20 protein-coding genes and 1 tRNA gene are annotated in these 23875 nt (G+C 70.4%); 4 read left to right on the top strand and 17 right to left on the bottom strand.

All coding sequences use genetic code 11. From position 1 onward, the window contains the following. Positions 1 to 28: 28 nt before the first annotated feature. The 4 genes from AC069T_RS13120 to AC069T_RS13105 form a co-directional block, all read right to left on the bottom strand. Positions 29 to 1459: a GH1 family beta-glucosidase gene (locus AC069T_RS13120; protein ID WP_478782800.1), complete on the bottom strand. Its 1431-nt coding sequence runs from the start codon at positions 1457 to 1459 to the stop codon at positions 29 to 31. Positions 1460 to 1556: 97 nt separating this feature from the next. After that, positions 1557 to 2465: a carbohydrate ABC transporter permease gene (locus AC069T_RS13115; RefSeq protein ID WP_478782799.1), complete on the bottom strand. Its 909-nt coding sequence runs from the start codon at positions 2463 to 2465 to the stop codon at positions 1557 to 1559. A gap of 12 nt (positions 2466 to 2477) precedes the next feature. Then, positions 2478 to 3494, bottom strand: a complete 1017-nt coding sequence (locus AC069T_RS13110) for a carbohydrate ABC transporter permease (RefSeq protein WP_478782829.1) — start codon at positions 3492 to 3494, stop codon at positions 2478 to 2480. A 5-nt stretch (positions 3495 to 3499) separates the two neighbouring features. Continuing rightward, the gene (locus AC069T_RS13105) at positions 3500 to 4819 is read right to left on the bottom strand and encodes an ABC transporter substrate-binding protein (protein WP_478782798.1); all 1320 of its coding nucleotides are present in this window, start codon (positions 4817 to 4819) and stop codon (positions 3500 to 3502) included. A 327-nt stretch (positions 4820 to 5146) separates the two neighbouring features. Between AC069T_RS13105 and AC069T_RS13100 the strand changes: the two genes are divergently transcribed. Next, the gene (locus AC069T_RS13100) at positions 5147 to 6202 is read left to right on the top strand and encodes a LacI family DNA-binding transcriptional regulator (RefSeq protein ID WP_358849783.1); all 1056 of its coding nucleotides are present in this window, start codon (positions 5147 to 5149) and stop codon (positions 6200 to 6202) included. 25 nt (positions 6203 to 6227) lie between these two features. Beyond that, positions 6228 to 7055 carry a protein kinase family protein gene (locus tag AC069T_RS13095; protein ID WP_478782797.1) on the top strand — a complete coding sequence of 276 codons (828 nt, stop codon included), beginning with the start codon at positions 6228 to 6230 and terminating at the stop codon, positions 7053 to 7055. An 81-nt stretch (positions 7056 to 7136) separates the two neighbouring features. Here the strand turns inward: AC069T_RS13095 and AC069T_RS13090 are convergent. The 4 genes from AC069T_RS13090 to AC069T_RS13075 all read right to left on the bottom strand — a co-directional run bounded on the left by AC069T_RS13090 (position 7137) and on the right by AC069T_RS13075 (position 10118). Then, positions 7137 to 7209: transfer RNA gene (locus tag AC069T_RS13090), tRNA-His, on the bottom strand. A 106-nt stretch (positions 7210 to 7315) separates the two neighbouring features. Then, a complete protein-coding gene (orn, locus tag AC069T_RS13085) occupies positions 7316 to 7918 on the bottom strand; it encodes an oligoribonuclease (RefSeq protein WP_478782796.1) in 603 nt (200 codons plus the stop codon). Between the two features lie 115 nt (positions 7919 to 8033). Then, positions 8034 to 9269: a helix-turn-helix domain-containing protein gene (locus AC069T_RS13080; RefSeq protein ID WP_358849786.1), complete on the bottom strand. Its 1236-nt coding sequence runs from the start codon at positions 9267 to 9269 to the stop codon at positions 8034 to 8036. 378 nt (positions 9270 to 9647) lie between these two features. Then, on the bottom strand, positions 9648 to 10118 hold the full coding sequence (locus AC069T_RS13075; RefSeq protein WP_478782795.1) for a hypothetical protein: 471 nt from the start codon (positions 10116 to 10118) through the stop codon (positions 9648 to 9650). A gap of 364 nt (positions 10119 to 10482) precedes the next feature. Between AC069T_RS13075 and AC069T_RS13070 the strand changes: the two genes are divergently transcribed. Next, entirely contained in the window at positions 10483 to 11010 is a 528-nt protein-coding gene (locus AC069T_RS13070) for a universal stress protein (RefSeq protein ID WP_478782794.1), read from the top strand. Positions 11011 to 11324: 314 nt separating this feature from the next. Here the strand turns inward: AC069T_RS13070 and glmS are convergent, their stop codons facing one another. Together glmS and AC069T_RS13060 are read right to left on the bottom strand one after the other, a co-directional pair. Further along, positions 11325 to 13142: a glutamine--fructose-6-phosphate transaminase (isomerizing) gene (glmS, locus tag AC069T_RS13065; RefSeq protein ID WP_478782793.1), complete on the bottom strand. Its 1818-nt coding sequence runs from the start codon at positions 13140 to 13142 to the stop codon at positions 11325 to 11327. 78 nt (positions 13143 to 13220) lie between these two features. After that, positions 13221 to 13478 (bottom strand): hypothetical protein, encoded by a 258-nt coding sequence (locus AC069T_RS13060; protein WP_478782828.1) that lies wholly within the window; start codon positions 13476 to 13478, stop codon positions 13221 to 13223. Between the two features lie 228 nt (positions 13479 to 13706). Here AC069T_RS13060 and AC069T_RS13055 point away from each other — a divergent pair, with 228 nt between their 5' ends. Continuing rightward, a complete protein-coding gene (locus AC069T_RS13055) occupies positions 13707 to 15302 on the top strand; it encodes a beta-N-acetylhexosaminidase (protein ID WP_478782792.1) in 1596 nt (531 codons plus the stop codon). 55 nt (positions 15303 to 15357) lie between these two features. On the opposite strand, the gene AC069T_RS13050 is transcribed toward AC069T_RS13055, so the two are convergent. The 7 genes from AC069T_RS13050 to AC069T_RS13020 form a co-directional block, all read right to left on the bottom strand. Beyond that, positions 15358 to 17130 (bottom strand): IucA/IucC family protein, encoded by a 1773-nt coding sequence (locus AC069T_RS13050; protein ID WP_478782791.1) that lies wholly within the window; start codon positions 17128 to 17130, stop codon positions 15358 to 15360. Next, a complete protein-coding gene (locus AC069T_RS13045) occupies positions 17127 to 17690 on the bottom strand; it encodes a GNAT family N-acetyltransferase (RefSeq protein ID WP_478782790.1) in 564 nt (187 codons plus the stop codon). Before AC069T_RS13045 ends, AC069T_RS13050 begins: the two co-directional genes overlap by 4 nt. Then, positions 17687 to 18967, bottom strand: a complete 1281-nt coding sequence (locus AC069T_RS13040; protein WP_478782789.1) for a lysine N(6)-hydroxylase/L-ornithine N(5)-oxygenase family protein — start codon at positions 18965 to 18967, stop codon at positions 17687 to 17689. The genes AC069T_RS13045 and AC069T_RS13040 overlap by 4 nt, the downstream gene beginning before the upstream one ends. Beyond that, positions 18951 to 20393, bottom strand: a complete 1443-nt coding sequence (gene desA, locus AC069T_RS13035; RefSeq protein ID WP_478782788.1) for a lysine decarboxylase DesA — start codon at positions 20391 to 20393, stop codon at positions 18951 to 18953. The genes AC069T_RS13040 and desA overlap by 17 nt, the downstream gene beginning before the upstream one ends. A 164-nt stretch (positions 20394 to 20557) precedes the next feature. Beyond that, positions 20558 to 21412, bottom strand: a complete 855-nt coding sequence (locus AC069T_RS13030; RefSeq protein ID WP_478782787.1) for a siderophore-interacting protein — start codon at positions 21410 to 21412, stop codon at positions 20558 to 20560. Between the two features lie 73 nt (positions 21413 to 21485). Then, positions 21486 to 22532 (bottom strand): ABC transporter substrate-binding protein, encoded by a 1047-nt coding sequence (locus tag AC069T_RS13025; RefSeq protein WP_478782786.1) that lies wholly within the window; start codon positions 22530 to 22532, stop codon positions 21486 to 21488. A gap of 180 nt (positions 22533 to 22712) precedes the next feature. Continuing rightward, entirely contained in the window at positions 22713 to 23873 is a 1161-nt protein-coding gene (locus AC069T_RS13020) for an acyl-CoA dehydrogenase family protein (RefSeq protein ID WP_478782785.1), read from the bottom strand. Between the last annotated feature and the right edge of the window lie 2 nt (positions 23874 to 23875).

Here is a 23875-nt window from a genome sequence, read left to right as displayed (position 1 = left end):
CGTTCCCCCGGTTCCCCCGCGGGTCGGTCTACTCGGCGGCCACCGGCGACGGCAGGGTCCCCGTCCGGGCGGCCTCCCCGTACCAGTGGGCGCTCGACTTCGGCGTACGGGCCAGGGTCGCGTAGTCCACGTAGACCGCGCCGAAGCGCTTGCCGTAGCCGTAGGACCACTCGAAGTTGTCCATCAGGGACCAGAGGTAGTAGCCGCGCACGTCGGCGCCGTCGGTGATCGCGTCGCGCACCGCGGCGAGGTGCCCGTGCAGGTAGGCGATCCGCTCGGGGTCGTGCACGCGGCCGTCGGGGTCGGGCTTGTCGTCGTACGCGGCGCCGTTCTCGGTGATGTACAGCGGCAGTCCCGGCGCCTCCCGGGTGTAGCGCATGATCAGCTCGTGCAGGCCCGTCGGGTCGATGGTCCAGCCCATCTCCGTACGCTCGCCCGGCGTCTGGTGGAAGGCGATGTCGTCCGCGGCCGGCCACGGCGAGAAGGGGCTCGCCCCGTGGCCGTCCGCGCGCGGACCGGCCGGCTCCGCCTCGGCGGCCGAGACCAGCGCCGGCGTGTAGTAGTTGAGGCCGAGCGCGTCCAGCGGCTGGTGGATCAGCTGGAGGTCGCCGTCGAGGACGTACGACCAGTCGGTGACCGACGCGGTCGCCTCGAACAGGGTCTGCGGGTAGGCGCCGTGCAGCATCGGCCCGTGGAAGACGCCGTTGGCCAGGTCGTCGATGCGCCGGACCGCGGCCAGGTCCGCCGGGTTCTGCGAAAGCGGCCTGACGACCGAGGAGTTGAGGCTCACCGCGACCGTGTTGCGGGCGGGCATCGACGCGCGAAGCGCCGAAGCGCCGAGCCCGTGCGCCAGGTTGAGGTGGTGGGCCGCCCGCAGGGATGCCGCCGCGTCCGTCCGCCCGGGGGCGTGCACGCCCGAGCCGTACCCGAGGAACGCGCTGCACCAGGGCTCGTTGAGGGTGATCCACTGCTCGACGCGGTCGCCCAGCGCCTCGCCGACGATCTGCGCGTACTCGGCGAACCGCAGCGCCGTGTCCCGCTCGGGCCAGCCGCCCGCGTCCTCCAGGTCCTGGGGAAGGTCCCAGTGGTAGAGGGTGACGGCGGGCTTGATGTCGTGCGCCAGCAGCTCGTCGACCAGCCGCCGGTAGAAGTCGAGGCCGCGCTGCACGGCGGGGCCGCGGCCGGTGGGCTGCACCCGGGACCAGGAGATGGAGAAGCGGTACGCGCTCAGCCCGAGGTCCGCCATCATCGCCACGTCGTCGCGGTAGCGGTGGTAGTGGTCCACCGCCACGTCCCCCGTCTCACCTCCCGCCGTCTTTCCGGGCGTATGGCTGAAGGTGTCCCAGATCGAGGGGGTACGGCCGTCCTCCCGCACCGCCCCCTCGATCTGGTACGCGGAGGTCGCCGCGCCCCAGAGGAAGGCGGGAGGGAAGGACACGGACGTGACGGGCTCAGGCATGGAAGCGCTCCCATAGGAGGTCGGGGAGACCGACGGAGAAGAGAAACGGGAAGGGCGGGGGCCGGGGCGGCGATGACCCGGCCCCCGGAGAGAGGGATCAGCCCTTGACGGCGCCCTGCATGATGCCGCCGACGATCTGCTTGCCGAACAGGGCGAAGACCAGCAGCAGCGGCAGGGTGCCGAGCAGCGCTCCCGCCATGATCAGGGACTGGTCGGGGGTGTAGCCCCGGCCGAGGCCGGCCACCGCGACCTGCACGGTCGGGTTGCCGGTCTGCGTCAGCACCAGGAACGGCCACAGGAAGTCGTTCCACGTCTGCACGAAGATCAGCATGCCGAGGACGGCCATCGCGGGCCGGGCCGCCGGGAACACGATGTGCCAGACCACCCGCCAGCTGCTCGCACCGTCCACCCGGGCCGCCTCGATCAGCTCGTTCGGCAGCGCCTGGATCAGGTACTGCCGCATGAAGAAGACACCGAAGGCGCTCACCAGGGACGGGAAGATCACCGCCTGGAGCTGGTCGGTCCAGTCGAGCTTGGCGACCATCATGTACAGCGGGATCACGCTGAGCTGCGGCGGGACCATCATCGTGCCGATGACGATCAGCATCATGGCGCTGCGGCCCCGGAAGTGCAGCTTGGCGAAGGCGAACCCGGCGATCGTGGACAGGAAGACGACGGTGGCCGCCGAGATGCCCGCCACGAGCGTGGTGTTGAACATGGCCTCGCCGAGATTGGCGTCACCCCAGGCGAGGTCCAGGTTCTTGAAGAGGTTGGAGCCGAACCAGAGCGGCGGCGGTGTCTGCGCCAGCCGGTTGGTGTCGCGCGAGGCGGCGATCGCCGTCCACACCAGCGGGAACAGCGAGCCGATGGTGAACAGGGCGAGGATCAGATAGGCGATCGGGCCGCCGTGCAGCTGTCCGCCCGCCCGTGCGGACTTGGGGCGCCGGGAGCGTTTCGGCTCCGCGGGCACGGCGTCGGCGGGTGGTGTCGTCAGGGTCGTCGTCACGGCCGGTTCTCCTTAACTACTGGCGCGCAGCCGGCGCGAGATGACGTAGTTGACGATCCCGATCACGATGAGGATCAAGAACATGGTCCAGGCGATGGCCGAGGCCCGCCCGAGGTGCTGGTTGACCCAGCCCTGTTCGTACAGATAGAGCCCGAGCGTCTGGAACTGGTGCTCGGCGCCGCCGGAGGCGCCCTTGTTCTGGTCGAACAGCAGCGGTTCGCCGAAGACCTGGCTCGCCCCGATCGTCGACACGACCACGGTGAACAGGATGGTCGGGCGCAGCTGCGGCAGCGTGACGTGCAGGAACTGCTTCCAGCGCGAAGCGCCGTCCAGGGCCGCGGACTCGTACAGGTCCTGCGGGATGGCCTGCATGGCCGCCAGGTAGATCAGCGCGTTGTAGCCGGTCCAGCGCCAGACGATGATCGTCGAGACGGCGATCTGCGAGGGCCACTTGTCGTTCTGCCAGTCGATGCTGTCGATGCCGACGAAGTGCAGCGACCAGTTGATCATGCCGTAGTCGCGGCCGAAGAGCAGGACGAACACCAGGGAGGCCGCGGCGATCGACGTCGCGTACGGCGCGAGCATCGCGACCCGGTAGAAGGTCGAGGCCCGCAGCTTGTAGTTGAGGATGTGGGCCAGGCCCATGGCCATCAGCAGCTGCGGGACGGTGGAGATGATGCCGATGGTCAGGGTGTTCTTCGCCGCGTTCCAGAAGAACTCGTCGTCGAAGATGCGGGTGTAGTTGCGCAGCCCCGCCCACTCCATGTCCGTGGGTGCCGTCAGCTCCACCGTGTGCAGCGACGCCCAGCCCGTGTAGATCAGCGGGAACAGGCCGAAGGCGAGGAAGAGCAGGAAGAACGGGGAGGCGAAGACGTACGGGCTCCAGCGCAGGTCCCGCTGCCAGCGGCGGGAGAGCCGGGCCCGGCGGCGGACCTCCTCCGCCGTGGGCGCACCGGCCGGAACGCGGCCGGCCGGGGCCGCGCCCCCCTCCTTGGTGGGGGGCGCGGCGGTGTCGTGCCGGGTGGCCATACCGGTCACTTCTCCAGGTTGTTGTCGATGGTCTTCGTGGCCGTCTTCCAGGCGTCCGCGGGGGACTTGCCCTTCGTCACGAGGAACACACCGTTGTCGGACAGACCCTGCTGGATGATCTGGTCCTTCGGGCCGATCACCTGGACCGGGCTGTCCTTGGCGGCCGCCGCGAAGATGGTGCCGATCGGGGCGTCACCGAAGAAGTCGTTCTTGGCGCCGGTCACCTCGGGGAGCTCGTACGCGCTCTGGGCACTCGGGAAGCTGCCCCGCTTGGCGAACAGGGTGGCCTGCTGCTTGGGCGCGGTCAGCCAGGCGGCGAGCTTGGACGCCTCCTTCACGTTCTTGCCGGCCTTCGGCACGGCCAGGAACGAGCCGCCCCAGTTCCCGCCCTTGGGCGCCTTGGCGACGTCCCACTTGCCCTTGGTGTCCTGGTTCGCCTTGGACGCGATGTAGCCGAGCATCCACGGCGGGCAGGAGACGGCCGCGAACTTGCTGTTGGCGAACGCCTGGTCCCACGTCGGCTGGAACTGCGTGAAGTTGCCGGTCAGGCCGTCCTTCGCCGCGCCCGCGGTGAGGTCGAAGGCGGACTTCACGGCTGGGTTGTCCTTGTAGATGACCTTGCCCGAGGCGTCGTAGAACTTCTCGGTCTCGCTGCCGAGGACCGCGTTCAGCAGGCCACCGGGGGAGTCGAGGAAGGTGGTGCCCTTCGGCGCCTTCTTCTTGTACTCCTTGCCGACCTCGACGAACTTGTTCCAGTCGCCGTCCCACTTCTTCGCGAGTTCCTCGCGGTCGGTGGGCAGGCCGGCCTTCTCGAACATGTCCTTGCGGTAGCAGATGGCCATGGGGCCGATGTCGGTACCGAGCCCGACCGTCTGGCCGTCCTTGGCTGTGGCCTGCTTCCACTTCCAGTCGACGAAGTCGCTCTGGTTGACCCCCGAGACCTTCGAGAGGTCCACGAGCTTGGCCGCCTGGGTGTCGACGACCTCGGCGATGTTGCCGACCTCGACGCCCTGGATGTCGGCGAGTCCGCTGCCCGTGGTGAGGTGGTTGACGAGAGCCGGGTAGTAGTTCTCGTTCCGTTCGGTGACGTTCTCCTGGATCTTGATGTCCGGGTTCAGCTTCTCGTACTCGTCGTACAGCCCGGCCTCCTTGAAGCCGAACGTGCCGAACAGGCCAAGGGAGATCGTCGTCTTGCCCTTGCCGCCGCCCGACGAGCCGGAGTCGTCATTGCCGTCGTCGGCACAGCCGGTCAGCAGCCCGGCGCCCAGCGCTGCGACGGCCGTGACGACCACCGCTCTGCGGGCGGTAAGGGTACGTGCTCGCATTGCATCCTCCTGTTGCCCTGACGTGCCGACCCCCCGGCCAACTGCATTGTTGGGCCCGTTAGTTACTCGCTGCGGCTCGGGCGGGGAACGTGCGGGATGTGTTTTGTCAGGTACCGTGGGAGCGCTCCCACAAGTGATGTGTTGAAGAGTCGTCGGTTCGCGCGGGGGTGTCAAGAGTGAGGACGCGGAGACCTGTCTTCGGTTATCGGGCTGTTAACTAATCCGGCGGACGGAGCCGTACCGGACCGTCTCAGGGCATCGCGCGGGGATCAAGACTGTTAGATTCCAGGCCAACGCGATGCGACGCGGTGTGAAGGGAGGCGGACCATGGCAGGCTACGGAGCGCGGGGCCGCAGTGGCGGACGGCCGACTCTCGAGGAGGTCGCCGCGCGGGCCGGGGTGGGCCGCGGCACGGTGTCCCGGGTGATCAACGGTTCGCCGCGGGTCAGCGACGCCACCCGCGCCGCCGTCCAGGCGGCCGTGGCGGAACTCGGCTACGTCCCGAACACGGCCGCCCGCGCGCTCGCCGCCAACCGCACCGACGCCATCGCCCTCGTGGTCCCCGAGCCGGAGACCCGCTTCTTCGCGGAGCCGTACTTCTCCGACATGCTCCGCGGCGTCGGCGCGGAGCTCTCCGAGACCGAGATGCAGCTGCTGCTGATCTTCGCGGGCAGCGACCGGGAACGGCAGCGACTGGCCCAGTACCTGGCGGCGCACCGCGTGGACGGCGTCCTGCTGGTCTCGGTGCACGCCGACGACCCGCTCCCGGACCTGCTGTCCCAGCTGGAGATCCCGGCCGTGATCAGCGGCCGCAGATCCGCGCGCGAGACGCTGCCGTCGGTGGACTCGGACAACCTCGGCGGCGGACGGGTCGCCGTCGAACACCTGGTCGCCCGGGGCCGCCGGACCATAGCCCATCTGGCCGGACGCCTGGACGTCTTCGGCGCCCAGCGCCGTATCGAGGGGTACCGCGAGGGGCTGCGCGCCGCGGGCCGCGAGGTCGACGAGGACCTGATCGTGGCCGGCGACTTCACCGAGGAGGGCGGCCGCCGGGCGATGACGGAGCTGCTCGCCCGCTGCCCCACCCTGGACGCGGTCTTCGCCGGCTCCGACGTCATGGCGGCCGGCGCCCGCCAGGTCCTGCGCGAGGCGGGCCGCCGGATACCCGACGACGTGGCGCTGGTCGGTTACGACGACTCGGCCATCGCCCGCCACATGGACCCCCCGCTGACCAGCGTGCGCCAGCCGATCGAGGAGATGGGGCGCGCCATGATCGACCTCCTGCTGGGCGAGATCGCGGACCGCAGGCCCGTCGCCTCGCGCGACCTGGAGAGCCGTCAGGTGGTCCTGCCCACGGAACTGGTGGCGCGCGCGTCGTCCTGACCTCCGGTAGGGCAAGCTGGCGTCCATGGTCCTCCATCCCTTGCTTGCAGTCGACGAAGTCTCCTCCGTGGAGCCGTATCTGGGCCGGGTGGGTGAGGTGTTCACCGCGTTCCGGGAGCAGGACTCCGGATGCGTGTCGTACGGCGTGCGCCTGCTCGACGGCGCGTGCTGGTTCGTCAAGGAAGCGGTCACCGACCGAGCCCGCCAGTCGCTCGAACGCGGCTGGGCGTTCCACCGGGCCGTACGGCACACGGCCATCGTCCCGCAGGTCCACCGGATCGCGGTGCGGGACACCTGGGCGGTGGTGATGCCCTGGCGGAAGGGCGAGGTGCTCTACCACCCCACCGCGACCGGGCAGCGCGACCGTACGAGCCCGCACACCCCCATGGCCCGCTTCCGCGCCCTGCCGACCGCCGACGTGCTGCGCGCCTTCGACCGTGTCCTGGGCGCCCACCTCGCCGTGGAGAGCGCCGGTCATGTCGCCGTCGACTTCTACGACGGGGCCCTGCTGTACGACTTCGCGGGCGGCACGGCCCACCTGGTCGACCTCGACGAGTACCGTCCGGGCCCCTTCGTGCTGGAGGAGGAGCGGCTGCCCGGCTCCCGGCGGTACATGGCGCCCGAGGAGTTCGAGCGGGGCTCCGTGATCGACGCCCGCACGACCGTCTTCACCCTGGGCCGCACCGCCCGGCTCCTCCTGGACGCCGGTGACGAGGAGCGCGCCTGGCGGGGTACGGCACCGCAGCTGGCGGTGATCGAGCGCGCGACCCGCGCGGATCCCGGAGACCGCTACGAGGACGTCGCCGCGTTCGCCGCCGCCTGGCGGGCGGCCTGCCCGGCCAAAAGCGCCTGAGGCGGGGGCCCGCACCCGAGGGCCCCCTGAAACGCAGTCAGCCGGTGACCTGTGCGAACAGGTCACCGGCTGATTGCTCAGGGTGAGTGACGGGACTTGAACCCGCGGCATCCTGGACCACAACCAGGTGCTCTACCAGCTGAGCTACACCCACCATGACCGGCGGTTCTGCGAAAGTCGCTTCACCGACCGGCCGAGAAAAAGTGTACAGGGTCCGAAGGGGTGCTCGCGCCCGCCTTTCCCGCGGGGCGGGCGGGAGGCTATTCGGCGGGCAGGACGTGCTTGGCGGCGATCTGGCGGGCGGTGTCCGAGTCGGGGCCGGGCTGCGGGACGAAGACCGCCTCGCGGTAGTAGCGCAGCTCCGCGATCGATTCCCGGATGTCGGCCAGGGCCCGGTGGTTGCCGTTCTTGTCGGGGCTGTTGAAGTACGCCCTCGGGTACCAGCGGCGGGCCAGCTCCTTGATGGAGGAGACGTCCACGATCCGGTAGTGGAGGTAGTCCTCGAGCGTCGGCATGTCCCGCAGCAGGAAGCCGCGGTCGGTGCCGACCGAGTTTCCGCACAGCGGGGCCCTGCCCGGCTCCTTGACGTGCTCCCGTACGTAGGACAGGACCTGCTCCTCGGCGTCGGCCAGCGTCGTGCCTGCGGCCAGCTCGTCGAGGAGGCCGGAGGCGGTGTGCATCGTGCGCACCACGTCCGGCATGGTCTCCAGCGCGGCGTCGGGCGGACGGATCACGATGTCCACCCCCTCGCCGAGTACGTTCAGCTCCGAGTCGGTGACCAGCGCGGCCACCTCGATGAGCGCGTCGTCGGACAGCGAGAGTCCGGTCATCTCGCAGTCGATCCACACCATGCGATCGTTCATGTGTCTTACCCTACGGCCCGCTCCGGCCCGCCGGACCGCCCGTGCACCCCGGGGGCCCGGCGGCCGGGGCGGCGGTGTGCCGGGTGGGAGCCCGAGGGCTCCCACCCGTGCGGTGCTACGGCGCGCTGCGCTGTCCCGGCAGGCTCGGGCGGCCCGCCGCGTAGAAGTCCTGGCCGTGCCTGGCCGGCTCGGTGGACAGCGAGGTGGACGGGCCGACCGAACTCGCGGCCGCCGTACGCCGGGTCTGCAGCGGGACCGGGCTCTCCTGGTGCGGTGCGGGCGCCGGTCCCGGGGATCCCGCGGAACCGTCCAGGTCCGACGGCCTGTCACCCTGCGGACGGCGCGCCCGGTAGGCGGCGCGGTACGCGGCGGGGGACGAGCCGAGCTGACGGCGGAAGTGCCCGCGCAGCGCCACCGGCGAGCGGAAGCCGCAGCGGCCCGCGACCTCGTCCACCGAGTAGTCCGACGTCTCCAGCAGCCGCTGCGCCTGGAGCACCCGCTGAGTGATCAGCCACTGCAGGGGGGCGCTGCCGGTGAGCGAGCGGAAGCGGCGGTCGAAGGTCCGGCGGCTCATGTAGGCGCGCGCGGCGAGCGTCTCCACGTCGAACTGCTCGTGGAGGTGCTCCAGCGCCCAGGCGACGACCTCCGCGAGGGGGTCGGCGCCGATCTCCTCCGGTAAAGACCGGTCGAGGTAGCGCTCCTGGCCGCCGCTCCGGCGCGGTGGGACCACCAGCCGGCGGGCGAGCGCGCCGGCCGCCTCGTTGCCGTGGTCCGTCCGCACGATGTGGAGACAGAGATCGATTCCGGCCGCGGTGCCCGCCGAGGTCAGGACGTCCCCGTCGTCCACGAACAGCTCGCGTGGGTCGACGTGCACCGACGGGTAGCGCTTGGCCAGCGTCGGCGCGTACATCCAGTGGGTGGTGGCCGGCCGGCCGTCCAGCAGCCCGGCCGCGGCCAGCACGAAGGCGCCGGTGCACAGCCCGACTATGCGGGCGCCCTCCTCGTGCGCCCGGCGCAGTGCGTCGAGTGCCTCCTCCGGTGGCGGTGAGGTGATCGACCGCCAGGCGGGCACGACGACGGTGCCTGCCCGTGAGATCGCCTCCAGCCCGTGTGGCGCGGTGAGTTCGAGGCCCCCTGTGGTCCGCAGTGGGCCTTCCTCACCCGCGCTCACCAGGAGTCGGTAGCGCGGAACTCCCGCGTCCTGGCGGTCGATGCCGAACACCGACAGCGGTATGGAGCTCTCGAAGATGGGGCCGCCGCTGAACAGCAGCACCGCGACGATCTCCTTGCGGCGTCGCCCGGAAAGCTTCCGGGCCGCGGCTTCCGGCGCGGCAGTGGAGTCGTGGCTCATACTGCTAAGCCCCCCTCGGTGGTCGCGGCTCCTCGGTTGTGTCGCTCCTGCACGTTTCCCCTTGGTCCTGCACGAGTCCCCCGCCGTAAGACAGTCATGATCGAATCTACTGCGTCCCGTGGTGCCGGCGTGACCAGTTCACCATCCGGCACATTGTCGACATGGCAACTTGGCGTGAAGCATTCGATCACGAAGCGTTGCACTCGTGAGCCGCGCAGGGAAGTGCGCCTTGTGCCGGTGGCCGGTCCCCATAGGGTGCGTGTGTCCCCGGTAAGCCCTTCCGTGCAGGTGGAACGGGGGTTGAGGGGTCGTTCGACCACGCCATGCACAGGTGAGTGAAGTTGGCTGAAAACAGGCGGGGGCGTGCGCACAAACCGGTCAGTCGACCGGCGTATTTCCCCCCGCTCGCCGGACGCCCCGGTGCGCTCCCGAACCGTTCTTCCCGTGTGCCCCGCCCGTGCCGGCGAAACCTGGGAAACCGCCCGGCCCGATGTGGCCGCCGGCCATCGCGTGCGAGCCGCCGCGGCCCCGGCCGGACTTCGCGGGGCCGACGCCCGGCGCGGCCTCCCTGCCGTGCCGCCCCCGGTGCGGGACCCGTTCCGCTGGACGCGGCCGGGCGGCGCCCCGCTCGGACTCCCGCAGCAGCATCCGGCAGACGGCGGTCACCGCCCCGAGCCCCAGCGCCGTGCCGGCCGCCCCGGCGAGCGAGGTGCCGTACAGGACGAGCACCACGGGGACCAGGACGCAGCTGAAGGCCGCCCAGCGCACCACGTCACCCGCCGTGTCCTGCGGGGGAGGCGCGGGCGGGCGCGGCCCGGCGGACTGGGGCGCGGTCTCTGGTCCGGGCACGCTGTGCTCCCTTGCGCTCCAGTGCTTCCCGTGGTCGTGGCTCACCCGGTTCAACGCCCGGCCGACCGGCCGGACACTGCCGCGGGGGGCGGAGGCCGGCCGGGGCCGCACCACCGTACGCGCGAGCGGTCCCGGAAGCACGAGGTGAACCCTGTGCAAACCGCCTGTACGGGGCAGCAACCATTGCGTTACGGGCGCCCCCTCGTGCATGCTCCCTGGAACCCCGCGCGGCAGGCGCGGAACATGGGCAGAGGAGGCGTGCCGCCGTACCCTTGGGGGTATGGGGTTGGGAAGGTGATTCCCGGACACGGCTCCGCCGCTCTCTGTTCGTCCCACCCACGAGGATCCACACGCCGAGACACTTATGGCCGGTCACGAATTCTTCGATCCCGCGGACCGCAAGCGCTCCGTCGCCGATCCCACGGCGGCCGAGCCCCTGGCGGCGAAAGAGCCACGCCATTCCTGCGATCCCGCGTTCAAGCACGGCGTCGTCGTCGGATTCGACGGCTCCACGTCCAGTGAGCGGGCGCTGGCGTACGCGATCGGCATGGCGCACCGCTCCGGCTCGGGGCTGATCATCGTGCACGTCGCCAACCGGCTGCCGACCACCGTGTGGGCGGGCTGCGAGCCCCCGGTCTTCGTCGACGTGCCGGATCACCGCACGGAGATGCTGGGGCTCGAGCTGGCCTGCGCCGAGTACCTGGCGGAGGTCCCCTGGATCCTCGTCGAGCGCGGGGGCGACATCTGCCACGAGCTGGAGGAGGTCGGGCAGGAGTACGAGGCGGACGCGATCGTCGTCGGCTCCACGCACGGCATCGTCGGACGGATCTTCGGCTCGGTGGCCGGCCGGCTCGCGAAGCGCGCCAAGCGGCCCGTCATCGTCATTCCCTAGCGCACGGCCCGTTCCGCGTACCCGGAGGCGTAACTCGCCCCCGTTCTCGGGCGGATGAGGCCCAGAACGCTCAACTCCTTTGCCCTTCGCGTGAATCCACCCCCGCACAGAGGTGTTTGTGCCCTTGTGAAGGGCATATACCGGTCGCCGGACCTTGGGACGCGCCGCCGGCCGGGGGGTGACGGCCGCCGGCCGGAGCGGGCGCGGGCCGGGGCGTTGGGCGGCCCCGACAGAGCGACCCCCTGCGCGAACGTGGCATACGCAGGGGGTCGTTCATGCTCCGGCGGGCGCAAGTCCCGCCGACGGCAGGCGGGTTACTCCACCGTGACGGACTTGGCCAGGTTGCGCGGCTTGTCGATGTCCCGGCCCAGGGCCAGTGCCGTGTGGTAGGCGAGGAGCTGGAGCGGGATGCCCATGAGGATCGGGTCGAGCTCGTCCTCGTTCTTCGGGACGACGATCGTCTGGTCGGCCTTCTCCTGCTCCTGGTGGGCCACCGCGAGGATCTTGCCGCTGCGGGCCTTGATCTCCTCGAGCGCGGCGCGGTTCTTCTCCAGCAGGTCGTCGTCCGGGACGATCGCGACGGTCGGCAGGGCGGGCTCGATCAGCGCCAGCGGGCCGTGCTTCAGCTCGGAGGCGGGGTAGGCCTCGGCGTGGATGTACGAGACCTCCTTCAGCTTCAGCGAGGCCTCGCGGGCCACCGGGTAGCCGCGCACCCGGCCGATGAAGAGCATCGAGCGGGCCTCGGCGTAGGTCTCGGCCAGCTTCTTGATCTCGTCCTCCTGCGCGAGGATCTCGGAGATCTGGCCGGGCAGCCTGCGCAGGCCCTCGATGATCCGCTTGCCGTCGCGCACCGACAGGTCGCGGGTACGGCCCAGGTGCAGGGCGAGCAGCGCGAACGCGACCGTGGTGTTGGTGAAGCACTTGGTGGACACCACGCAGACCTCGGGTCCGGCGTGCACGTACATGCCGCCGTCGGCCTCGCGGGCGATGGCCGAGCCGACCACGTTGACCACGCCGAGCACCCGGGCGCCCTTGCGCTTCAGCTCCTGGACCGCCGCCAGCACGTCGTACGTCTCACCCGACTGCGAGACCGCGACGTACAGCGTGTCGGGGTCGACGACCGCGTTGCGGTAGCGGAACTCGGAGGCGGGCTCGGCGTCCGCGGGGATGCGGGCCAGCTCCTCGATCATCTGGGCGCCGATCATGCCCGCGTGGTACGAGGTGCCGCAGCCGAGGATCTTCACGCGGCGCACGGCACGCGCCTCGCGGGCGTCCAGGTTCAGGCCGCCGAGGTGCACGGTGGAGAAGCGGTCGTCGATGCGGCCGCGCAGCACGCGGTCCACGGCGTCGGCCTGCTCGTGGATCTCCTTGTGCATGTACGTGTCGTGGCCGCCCATGTCGTACGACTCGGCCTCCCACTCCACGGTGGTCGGCTCGGCGGTCGTGCGGGTGCCCTCGGTGGTGTACGTGCGGAAGTCGTCGGCCTTGAGGGTGGCCATCTCGCCGTCGTCGAGGGTGACGATCTGGCGGGTGTGGGTGACGAGCGCGGCGACGTCCGAGGCGACGAACATCTCCTTCTCGCCGATGCCGAGGACGACGGGGGAGCCGTTGCGGGCCACCACGATGCGCTCGGGGAAGTCGGCGTGCAGGACCGCGATGCCGTAGGTGCCCTCGATCACGCGGAGCGCGTCGCGGACCTTGTCCTCGAGCTTCTCGGCCCGGGAGCGGGCGATGAGGTGGGTGAGGACCTCGGTGTCGGTCTCGGAGAGGAACTCGACGCCGTCGGCCTCCAGCTTCTTCCGCAGGTCCCCGGCGTTGTCGATGATGCCGTTGTGGACGACGGCGACCTTGCCGTCGTGGGACAGGTGCGGGTGCGCGTTCGCGTCCGAGGGGGCGCCGTGGGTGGCCCAGCGGGTGTGGGCGATGCCGGTGGTGCCCTTGAAGCGCGCCGGGACCTTGGCCTCCAGGTCGCGGACCCGGCCCTTGGCCTTGACCATCTTCAGGCCGGCCGCCTTGGGGGTCGTGACGGCGATGCCCGCCGAGTCGTAGCCCCGGTACTCCAGGCGCTGCAGGCCCTCCAGGAGCAGCGGTGCCACATCACGCCTGCCGATGTACCCGACGATTCCGCACATGCGTCTCTCGGTTCCCCTCTGTCGTTCTGCTCTGTCGTTCGTGGTGTCCGCCGGGCGTCCGGCCGCGCCGTCCCGCGGTCAGCCGTAGACGATGCGGCGCAGCTGCCTGAGCGTGAGCCCGGGCGGCGCGACCGCGCGGTACTTCAGGTCCGCCTCGATCCGTTCGAAGATCGCCGCGTTGACCAGGCCCTGGGCCTGGAGCTCGCGGTGGCGGCGCCGTACGTACTCCTCGGCCGTCTCGTCGAAGTAGGCGAGCACGTCCTGGACCACCCGGAGTGCTTCGCCCCGGTTGAGGGGCGTGGAGCGCGTCAGGTGATCAACAAGTTCCTCGTGCACCCGTTGATCCTGGATCACGCGCAGGTGATTCGCAAGAATCCTGCCCGATATCGGGCAGGCGCCTAGGGAAACACTCATGGATCGCTGTCTGCGAGCTGTTCACGATGGACGATCTCCGCCGTGACGGGGACCGTTCCACCGGTCGTGCGGGAGAGTGGTCTATACCCATCGGGGTCCGGATCGGGGAACCCCGTCGAGGCTCGTGGAGCTTCATGGAAGGGAGCGCGTGTGAGACAGCACCACAGAACGCCCCGCCTGCTCGGTACGCTGCTGCTCGTGGCGGCCGCCGGAATCTCCGTCGCCGGCGCGGCTCCTGCCGCCACCGGCACCCCTGTCACTCCGCTCGGCCGGGTGGTCCCGGCTCCCGCCTCGGTCGAGGCGAAGGGGTCGCCGTACCGCGTCACCGGCGACACCCGTATCAGGGTCGACGACTCGCGCGAGGCCCGCCGGATCGGCGAGTACCTCGCGGACGTGCTGCGGCCCTCCACCGGCTACCGGCTGCCGGTCACCTCGCGCGCCGGGGACGGCATCCGGCTCAGGCTCGGCTCCGGCTCCGCCCGCACACTGGGGGAGGGCTACCGCCTCGACAGCGGCAGGTCCGGCGTCACGATCACCGCCCGCAGGGCCGCCGGCCTCTTCCACGGCGTGCAGACCCTGCGCCAGCTCCTGCCGGCCGCCGTCGAGAAGAAGTCCGTGCAGCCCGGACCCTGGCTCGTCGCGGGCGGCACCATCAAGGACACCCCGCGCTACGGCTACCGCGGGGCGATGCTCGACGTCTCCCGGCACTTCTTCACCGTCGGCCAGGTCAAGCGCTACGTCGACGAGCTGGCGCTGTACAAGATCAACAAGCTGCATCTGCACCTCTCCGACGACCAGGGCTGGCGCATCGCCGTCGACTCCTGGCCGCGGCTGGCCGCGCACGGCGGCTCGACCCAGGTGGGCGGCGGACCAGGCGGGTACTACACCAAGGCCCAGTACCAGGAGATCGTCCGGTACGCGGCCTCGCGCCACCTCGAAGTCGTCCCGGAGATCGACCTGCCGGGGCACACCAACGCGGCGCTCGCCTCGTACGCCGAGTTGAACTGCGACGGCGTGGCGCCCCCGCTCTACACCGGCACCGAGGTCGGTTTCAGCTCGCTGTGCGTCGACAAGCCGGTGACGTACGACTTCGTGGACGACGTGATCCGTGAGCTGGCCGCGATCACCCCGGGCCGCTACCTCCACATCGGCGGCGACGAGGCGCACTCCACCAGCCACGCCGACTACGTGACCTTCATGGACCGGGTCCAGCCGGTCGTCGCCGCGTACGGAAAGACGGTGATCGGCTGGCACCAGCTGACCGGCGCCACCCCGGCGAAGGGCGCGCTGGCCCAGTACTGGGGGCTGGACGGCACGAGCGCCGCCGAGAAGGCGCGGGTCGCGCAGGCCGCGCGGAACGGGACGGGGCTGATCCTGTCCCCGGCGGACCGGATCTACCTCGACATGAAGTACACCGCGGACACGCCGCTCGGCCTGGACTGGGCGGGACTCGTCGAAGTGCGGCGGGCCTACGACTGGGATCCGGGCGGCTACCTGCCCGGCGTGCCGGCGTCGGCCGTCCGGGGTGTCGAGGCGCCGCTGTGGACCGAGACGATCCTGAACTCCGACCACATCGAGTACATGGCGTTCCCGCGCCTGCCGGGTGTCGCCGAGCTCGGCTGGTCGCCCGCCTCGACGCACGACTGGGACACCTACAAGGTGCGGCTCGCCGCGCAGGGACCGCGCTGGGACGCGCTGGGGATCGACTACTACCGGTCGCCCCAGGTGCCCTGGCCCGCCCCGTAGTCCGCCGGACGGGGGTGGGGCCCGGGAGGACCGTCTCCCGGGCCCCACCCGGCTCTCACCGGCCCGCGATCGGGTTCCTCAGCGTGCCGACGAGCTGGAGCGCGCCCGACGGGTCGGCGAGGTCCACCATCTGCCTGTTGTCGCGCAGCTGGAGCCGGTTGAGGCAGGACAGCGCGAACTCCGGTGCGAACATGTCGTACTGCCGGAACCTGTCGGCGAGTTCGGGCGTCGCCTCCTGGTACTCCCGGACGCACTCGGCGACCGTCCGCCAGAAGGCGTCCTCGTCGAGAACGCCCTCGGCGGCGAGGTTCGCCGCGAGGAAGCGGAAGAAGCAGTCGAAGACGTCCGTGAAGATCGACAGCAGCTTCTTGTCCTCGGGGACCTCCACCCGGATCCGCTCGACCGCCGGCGGCAGTACCGCGTCCGGGTCCATGACCGCGATCTCCTCGGCGATGTCCTTGTAGATCGCGCGCCGTACGGCGCCGTCCGCGAGAACCAGGATGACGTTCTCGCCGTGCGGCATGTAGACGAGGTCGTACGCGTAGAAGCTGTGCAGCAGCGGCGTGAGGTAGGCCCGCAGATAGCCGCGCAGCCACTCCACGGGCGTGAGCCCGGACCGTTCGATCAGCGCGGCGGCGAAGGACGCGCCCTCGTGGTCGACGTGCAGGAGCGAGGCCATCGTCGCCAGCGACTCGCCCTCCCGGAGCGAGGTCACCGGGCTCTCGCGCCACAGCGCGGCGAGCATCTTGCGGTACGGGGAGTAGCGGTCGGTGGCGGCCTCGTACTCCAGGTGCCGGTAGCCGACCGCGGCCCGCTCCCGGATGATCGACAGGCCCGTGGACTTCAGCACCGGGTCGTTCTCCACGAGCTGGGCGAGCCAGTCGTTGATGGCCGGGGTCGCCTCCATGTAGGCCGCGGAGAGCCCGCGCATGAAGCCCATGTTGAGGACCGAGAGCGCGGTCTTCACGTAGTGCTTCTCCGGGGCGCTCCGGTTGAAGAACGTCCGGATCGACTGCTGGGCCAGGTACTCGTCGTCGCCCTCGCCGAGGCAGACGAGGTGACGCCGGGCGACCTCGGCCGCGAAGGTCACGGACAGTTTGTTCCACCACTGCCAGGGGTGGACGGGGATGAAGAGGTAGTCGGCCGGATCGAGGCCCTCGGCGGTGAGTACCGCGTGGAAGCGCCCGACCGTCGCCTCGCCCAGCTCGGCCCGCACGAAGGACTCGTACTCGATGCCGGCGCCCGCGGTGAAGGCGGCCCGCGAGCGGTGTGCGGCCAGCCACACCAGCCGCACGGGGCTCGCGGTCTCCGGCGCGTACGAGAGGTACTCGTGCACCCCGAAGCCGAGGCGCCCGTTGTTGGCGACGAAGCAGGGGTGGCCCTCGGTCATCCCTGTCTCGATGGCCTGGAAGCCGCTGCGCGCCAGTTCGGCGGAGCGGAGCTGCGGCTTGGTGAGCTTGAAGCAGGTGCCGGAGAGGGTGGAGGAGATCTCCTCCAGGTAGACCGGCAGGACCTCGTCGCTCAGACCCAGCGACGACTTCAGCTCGATGCAGAAGTCGAGAGCGGCCAGCGGGAGTTCGGTGCCGTCGCGGTGGCGGGTGAGGGAGGCGGCGTCCACCTGCCAGTGGTCGAGCGAGCGGCGCCGGGCGGTGAAGCCGTAGCGGGTGAGGCCGTCGTCGCTGTGGACGGTGTAGCGGTCCCCGCCCGCCGGTTCCGGCGTGATCAGCCGCTCGTGGGCGAACTCGGCGAGCGCCTTGCGGATCAGCAGGCGGTTCGCCTCGGCCCAGCGCTCGGGCGAGAGGTGGGCCACCGCGTCGGACAGCGTCATGTCGTCACTCCTCGGACGGCGGCGAGGACCGCCGCCTCACGGGCCGTCAGGTACTGCTCGCGAGTGCAGAAGCTCAGCAGGGCCCTCTTCTCCGGCTTGTCGATCTCGCGCTCGGGGACGAAGCCGACCGCCGCGTTCAGCGCGTGCACGGCCGTGTTGGACACGTCGGGCTCGACCACGACCCGCCGGATGCGCGGGTCGGCGAACAGCTCGTCCATCACCGCGGTGATCACCGATCGCGTGAACCCGTGCACGGGCGTGTCCGTCGGCGGCACCAGGAAGTGCATGCCGACGTCACCCGGCTCCGGCTCGTACAGGCCGACGAGCTCCACGTACCGCGGGTCGTAGCGCTCCATCAGGAACGCCGGCTCACCGTCACGCAGTCCGAGGAACGCGTCGTGGTGCTCGTGCGCGGCGATCGCCATGTACTCGCGCTCCACGTCCTGGAGTGCGGCGTCCTGCATCATCCAGAAGGCCGCCTTGGGATGCGTGACCCAGCGGTGCAGCAGTTCCGCGTCCTCCAGGGGGTCGAGCGGACGGAAGGTGAAGGGGGTGCTCATACGGCGAACTCCTGGAACGCGATGGTCTTCTCGACCGGGTAGTACTCGGTGCCGAGCAGCTCCCTGATGATGTACGCGTTGCGGTACGCGCCCATGCCGAGGTCGGGGCTCGTGATGCTGTGGGTGTGCACGCCGGCGTTCTGCAGGAAGACCCCGCCGCCGGTGACGTCGATGGCGTAGTTGCGGGCCACGTCGAAGTTGTTCCGGGAGTCGTAGCGCAGCCGGTCGCGGACCGGCTTGAGGAACTCCGGCTCGGCGTACTTGTAGCCGGTGGCCAGGATCAGGCCCTCGCTGGTCAGCTCGTAGTCCTTCTGCTGCTCCTCCTGGCGCAGTCCCAGCGTGTACGTGCCGTCCTGGTAAGTAGCCTTCTGGAGCGAGGAGTTGGTGAGCAGCCGGGTGGGGACCGGGCCGCCTACCCTCTTCTGGTAGAGCAGGTCGAATATCGCGTCGATCAGCTCGCCGTCGATGCCCTTGAACAGGCCCTTCTGCTCCGACTGGAGGCGGTAGCGGGTCGGCTCGGGCAGCGCGTGGAAGTAGTCGATGTACTCCGGGGAGGTCATCTCCAGGGTCAGCTTGGTGTATTCGAGCGGGAAGAAGCGCGGTGAGCGCGTCACCCAGTTCAGCCGGTAGCCGTGGACGTCGATCTCGCTCAGCAGGTCGTAGTAGATCTCGGCGGCGGACTGCCCGCTGCCGACGAGGGTGATCGACTCCTTCCGCTGCAGCTCCTGCTTGTGCTGCACGTAGCGGGAGTTGTGGAGCAAGTCGCCCCCGAGGCCGGCGCAGGCCTCGGGGATGTACGGGGGAGTCCCGGTGCCCAGGACCAGGCGGCGGGCGCGGAACGTCTCGTCGCCCTCCGTGCGGACGACGTACACCTCGGCGCCCTCGTCCCAGGTGACCTCCGTGACCGTGGTGCCGAAGCGGATGCTGCTCAGCTTCGATGCGGCCCAGCGGCAGTAGTCGTCGTACTCGACCCGCAGCGGGTAGAAGTTCTCGCGGATGTAGAACGAGTACAGCCGGCCCGCTTCCTTCAGGTAGTTGAGGAAGGAGTACGGGGACGTCGGGTCGGCGAGGGTGACCAGGTCCGACATGAACGGGGTCTGGAGGTGCGCGCCCTCCAGGAACATCCCGGAGTGCCACTCGAAGTCCGGCTTGGACTCCAGGAACACCCCGTCCAGTTCGGTGATCGGTTCGGTGAGGCAGGCGAGGCCGAGATTGAAGGGGCCGAGGCCGATCCCCACGAAGTCGTGCACACGGGCGGATTCAGCAAGCGCGGTCAAGGGACTCTCCCAGGTACTGCTCGGCGTGGCCGGCGATCAGACCGAGTACGGCGGCGATGTCGTCGGCCGTGGTCTCGGGGTTGAGCAACGTGAACTTCAGGTAGTGGCGGCCGCCGACCTTGGTGCCCGCGACCACGGCGTCGCCGGAGGCGAACAGCGCCTTGCGGGCGTACAGGTTGGCGCGGTCGATCTCGGCCGGGTCGGTGACGGCCGCCGGGATGTAGCGGAAGACGAGGGTGGAGAGGGAGGGCCGCACGACCACGTCGAAGCGCGGGTCGGCGGCGAGGAGTTCCCAGCCGTCGGCGGCCAGGTCGCAGACCTCGTCGAAGAGCTGTCCGATCCCGTCGGCGCCCATCACGCGCAGTGTCATCCACAGCTTGAGGGCGTCGAAGCGGCGGGTGGTCTGCAGGGACTTGTCGACCTGGTTGGGGATGCGCTCCAGCACCATGCGGCGGGGGTTGAGGTACTCGGCGTGGTAGGTGGCGTGCCGCAGCGTGGCCGCGTCGCGGACCAGCACCGCGGACGAACTCACCGGCTGGAAGAAGGACTTGTGGTAGTCGACGGTGACCGAGTCGGCGCGCTCGATGCCGGTGAGCCGGTCCCGGTTCTTCAGGGAGGTGAGCAGCCCGCAGCCGTAGGCCGCGTCCACGTGCATCCAGGCGCCGTACTGGGCGCACAGCTCGGCGATCTCGGGCAGCGGGTCGATGGAGCCGAAGTCGGTGCTGCCCGCGGTGGCGACGACCGCCATGGGGATCAGGCCCTCGCGCTTGCAGCGCTCCAGCTCGTGGGCGAGCGCGACGGTCTGCATCCGCTTGTCGTGGTCGACCGGGACGGAGACGACGCTGTCGGCGCCGAGGCCCAGGAGTTTGGCGGACTTCCTGACGCTGAAATGGCTGACCTCGGAGGCGAAGATGCGCAGGGCGCCGAGATCGTCGCCCTTGGCCTCCTCGCGGGCCAGCAGCAGCGCCTGGAGGTTGGACTGCGTGCCGCCGCTGGTGAACACGCCGTCTGCGGCCGGTCCGAGGCCGATGCGCTCGGCGGTCCAGTCGACGAGCCTGCGTTCGATGAGGGTGCCGCCGGCCGACTGGTCCCAGGTGTCCAGCGAGGAGTTGACGGCGGACAGGACCGCCTCGCCGAGCAACGCCGGTATGACGACAGGGCAGTTGAGGTGCGCGAGGTATCGGGGGTGGTGGAAGTAGACCGCGTCCCGGAGGTAGACCTCCTCCAGCTCGTCGAGCACCGCGGTGGTGTCGTGCAGCGGGCGGTCCAGGTCGATCCGCTCGATCCGGGGAGCGAGGGCGTCGACCGTGGTGCCGGTGAACGGACGGTCGGTGGTGGCGAGTTTGGCCGCCACCCGCTCGACTCCTTCAATCACGGAGCGGCGATACCGGTCCGCGGTCGTGTCATTGAGCAGGTGCGAGCGCATGTGGGGGTCCTCCGTGCGGGAGAGTCCGAGCGGGACGGGAGCGGAGCGGGACAAGAAGAGGGGCGAGATCGCGCGTTCAGCTTAGGTTAGCCTAACCTAACTCGATCGTGCGACCCCGCCCCACCTGCGCTTTCAGTGGCGCAGGCCTCGGTCCGTCCCGGACGTCACTCCTGCTCGCGCAGCTGTTCCTCGGTCAGTCCGCGCCGCCAGTAGCCCACGAACGTGACCCGCCTGCGATCGATCCCGCGCTCGTGCACCAGATGGCGGCGCAGCTCCCTCACGCAGCCGGACTCGCCCGCGATCCACGCGTACGGAGCCCGCGCGGCGGGGAGTTCGGCGTCCCGGATCGCGTCGAGGGCGGCGGGGGACCCGTCGTGGCGCACCAGCCAGGTGATCTCGGCGTCCGCCGCGGTCGCCACGTCCTGGATGTCCCCGGCGTGCGGGACGTCCAGCCAGACGCGGGCGCGCATGCCCGCAGGCAGCGTTTCCAGGATGGCCGAGACGGCGGGTACGGCCGTCTCGTCGCCCCACATGACCACCAGGTCCGTGTCCTCCGGCGGCCGGAAGCGGATCGCCCGGTTGTCCTCGGTCGCCGGACCGAGCAGCAGGACGCGGTCACCGGCCGCGGCGCCCGCCGCCCACCGCGAGGCGGGACCCGCGGGGGTGGCCGCCTCCGGTGCCACGCCGTGCAGCGCGAAGTCGATGTCGATCTCGGTGGTACGGCCCAGGGCGTCGCTGCGCAGCCCCCGCAGCGTGTACGACCGCATCACCGCCCGTACGTCGTCGGGGAGTTCGCGCCAGCCCTGCCACCAGTTGTCACCGAGTCCGACCGGTACGGCGGGCTCGGACTGGCCCGGCTGCGGCAGGAAGAGCGACAGGCTCTGGTCGCGGCCGTCGGAGAGGAAGGCGTGCAGGTCGGGGCCCGTGAAGGTGACCCGGAGCAGGGACGGGCCGAGCCGCCTCGTCCGTGCGACCTGGAGGGAGAAGAAGCGGAACGGGGCGGCCACGGCCGTTGTCATGGGTGCTCCTGAGTCGTCGTCAGGGGGGCGGTCGCCGTCCGGGCGGCCGGACGGTGCGGCCGCCCGGTGCGGGTCAGCTGACCTTCTTGGCCTTCTCGATGGCCGCCGCGAGGTCTTCGAGGATCGGGGCGCACTTGTCGTACGAGAAGATCGGCTCGGTGACGCGGGGGATGACCTGGCCCGCCTTGACGGCCGGGAGCTTCTTCCAGGTCGCCTCGGTGATGTCGGCCGGCTGGATGGTCGCGGAGCGGTTGTCCATCATGATGATGTCCGCGTCGTATTTGTCGACGTTCTCCCAGCTGAGGTTCTCGAACCAGCCGCCGCTGGCCTTCAGCGTCTTGGCCGGGGGCTCGACGAGGTTCACGCCGAGCGCCTTGAAGTACTCCAGGTCCACGGAGAGGTTGGAGCCGGAGACGTAGAAGATGTCCTGGCTCGCGGAGCCGATCAGGACCTTGATGTCCGGGTTGGCCCTGGCGGCCGAGCGCAGTTTGGCGGCCGCGTCCTCGAAGCGCTTCTTCGCCTTGGTGACCTTGGCGGACTTCACGTCGGCGCCCAGCGACCCGGCGAGCTCCAGCATCCGCTCCAGGGGCCCGGTCAGCTGGCGGTCGTAGACGGAGATGCCGACGCTCGGGGCGCCGACCTTGAGGATCGTGCTCTTGGACTCCGCGGGGACGTACCAGAGGGTGCCCGCGTCGTCGAACATCGTGGAGATGAGGACGTCGGGCGCGAGGGCCGCGTACTTCTCGATGTTGAACTGGCCGTACTCGTTGCCGAGGATCGTCAGCTTGCTGATGTCCATGTCGCCGGCCTGGACGTCCTTGCCGTGCTTGGTCTTCGTCGGGCCGAAGACGCCCTTGACCTCGACGCCGTAGTCGTACAGCGCGGCGGCGACGCCGGTGAACGCGACGATGTTCGCCGGGGTCCTGTCGGCCTTGGCGGTCTGGCCGCGGTCGTCCTTGAAGGACCAGGGACCGGACTTCGACGCCGTCGACGAGCTGCCCGAACCACCGCTTTTCGCGTCGTCGTCGCCGCACGCGGCGAGCGCGGCGCCCAGGCCGAGGGCGCCGCCCGCGGCGAGGATGCCGCGGCGGGAGAGGAGGTTGGCACGGGGCTTGGGCATGAGTGTGGCTGCTTTCGGCACGGGGCGGAGCGCCCGCCGGACAAGTTCGAAGGTAGGTTAGCCTAACCTCACAACTTGTCCAGGGGGCGGGGCGTTCCGCGACCGCGGGCACCGGCGAACGCGACCGGCGGACCGCCCGCGCGGGGTGCGATCCGCCGTCTTCCGCCCGCCGGGGCGGGGTCAGCCCGCGAGGCCCAGTTCCCGGGCGATCAGCATCCGCTGCACCTCGCTCGTGCCCTCACCGATCTCCAGGATCTTGGAGTCGCGCCACATCCGGGCGACCGGATACTCGTTCATGAAGCCGTACCCGCCGTGGATCTGCGTGGCGTCGCGCGCGTTGTCGACGGCGACCGTGGACGAGTAGAGCTTGGCGAGCGCGGCCTCCTTCTTGAAGGGGTCGCCGCTGACCAGCCGGGACGCCGCGTCGCGCCAGGCGAGGCGGGCCGTGTGCGCCTTCATCTCCATGTCGGCGATCTTGAACTGGATCGCCTGGTACGCCCCGATGTTCCGCCCGAACGCGTGCCGCTCCTTGGCGTACTTCACCGACTCGTCCACGCAGCCCTGGGCGAGCCCCGTCCCGAGGGCCGAGATCGCGATCCGGCCCTCGTCGAGGATCCGCAGGAACTGCGCGTAGCCGCGGCCCTCTTCACCGAGCAGGTTCGTGCGGGGGACCCGGACGTCGGCGAAGGACAGCTCGCGGGTGTCGGAGGCGTTCCAGCCGACCTTCGAGTACGGGGCGGCCACCGTGAAGCCGGAGGTGCCGGACGGCACGATGATCGCGGAGATCCGCGGGCGGCCGTCCGCCTTGCGCCCGGTGACGGCCGTGACCGTCACCAACCCCGTGATGTCCGTACCGGAGTTGGTGATGAAGCACTTGGTGCCGTTGATCACCCATTCGTCGGTGTCCTCGTCGAGCCGGGCCGTCGTCCGCGTCGCGCCCGCGTCGGAGCCGCCGTCGGGCTCGGTCAGGCCGAACGCGCCCAGGATCTCCCCGGAGCACAGCCGCGGGAGCCACTCGGCCTTCTGCTCGGGCGTGCCGAAGACGTGGAGGGGCATCGCGCCGAGCGAGACGCCGGCCTCCAGCGTGATGGCCACCGAGGAGTCCACGCGGGCCAGTTCCTCCAGGGCGATGCCGAGGGCCAGGTAGTCGCCGCCCATGCCGCCGTACTCCTCCGGGAACGGCAGGCCGAACAGCCCCATGCGGCCCATCTCCCGCACGATCTCGTACGGGAACTCGTGCCGCTCGTAGAAGTCACCGATCTTCGGCGCGACGACATCGTGCGCGAACTCCTCGACCGTGCGCCGGAGTTCTTCGAGTTCGGGGGAGAGGCGGTGGTCCATGG

The organism is Streptomyces sp. NPDC043867 (assembly GCF_056435845.1).
Note: the sequence above shows the minus strand (reverse complement) of the source record. Positions and strands in the feature narration are given on the sequence as shown.

Excerpts from the sequence above, each read along its gene's own strand:
- AC069T_RS13120 (WP_478782800.1), bottom strand. The coding sequence starts at position 1,459 with ATGCCTGAGCCCGTCACGTCCGTGTCCTTCCCTCCCGCCTTCCTCTGG.
- AC069T_RS13110 (WP_478782829.1), bottom strand. The coding sequence starts at position 3,494 with ATGGCCACCCGGCACGACACCGCCGCGCCCCCCACCAAGGAGGGGGGC.
- AC069T_RS13105 (WP_478782798.1), bottom strand. The coding sequence starts at position 4,819 with ATGCGAGCACGTACCCTTACCGCCCGCAGAGCGGTGGTCGTCACGGCC.
- AC069T_RS13100 (WP_358849783.1), top strand. The coding sequence starts at position 5,147 with ATGGCAGGCTACGGAGCGCGGGGCCGCAGTGGCGGACGGCCGACTCTC.
- AC069T_RS13095 (WP_478782797.1), top strand. The coding sequence starts at position 6,228 with ATGGTCCTCCATCCCTTGCTTGCAGTCGACGAAGTCTCCTCCGTGGAG.
- orn (WP_478782796.1), bottom strand. The coding sequence starts at position 7,918 with ATGAACGATCGCATGGTGTGGATCGACTGCGAGATGACCGGACTCTCG.
- AC069T_RS13080 (WP_358849786.1), bottom strand. The coding sequence starts at position 9,269 with ATGAGCCACGACTCCACTGCCGCGCCGGAAGCCGCGGCCCGGAAGCTT.
- AC069T_RS13070 (WP_478782794.1), top strand. The coding sequence starts at position 10,483 with ATGGCCGGTCACGAATTCTTCGATCCCGCGGACCGCAAGCGCTCCGTC.
- glmS (WP_478782793.1), bottom strand. The coding sequence starts at position 13,142 with ATGTGCGGAATCGTCGGGTACATCGGCAGGCGTGATGTGGCACCGCTG.
- AC069T_RS13050 (WP_478782791.1), bottom strand. The coding sequence starts at position 17,130 with ATGACGCTGTCCGACGCGGTGGCCCACCTCTCGCCCGAGCGCTGGGCC.
- AC069T_RS13045 (WP_478782790.1), bottom strand. The coding sequence starts at position 17,690 with ATGAGCACCCCCTTCACCTTCCGTCCGCTCGACCCCCTGGAGGACGCG.
- desA (WP_478782788.1), bottom strand. The coding sequence starts at position 20,393 with ATGCGCTCGCACCTGCTCAATGACACGACCGCGGACCGGTATCGCCGC.
- AC069T_RS13030 (WP_478782787.1), bottom strand. The coding sequence starts at position 21,412 with ATGACAACGGCCGTGGCCGCCCCGTTCCGCTTCTTCTCCCTCCAGGTC.
- AC069T_RS13025 (WP_478782786.1), bottom strand. The coding sequence starts at position 22,532 with ATGCCCAAGCCCCGTGCCAACCTCCTCTCCCGCCGCGGCATCCTCGCC.
- AC069T_RS13020 (WP_478782785.1), bottom strand. The coding sequence starts at position 23,873 with ATGGACCACCGCCTCTCCCCCGAACTCGAAGAACTCCGGCGCACGGTC.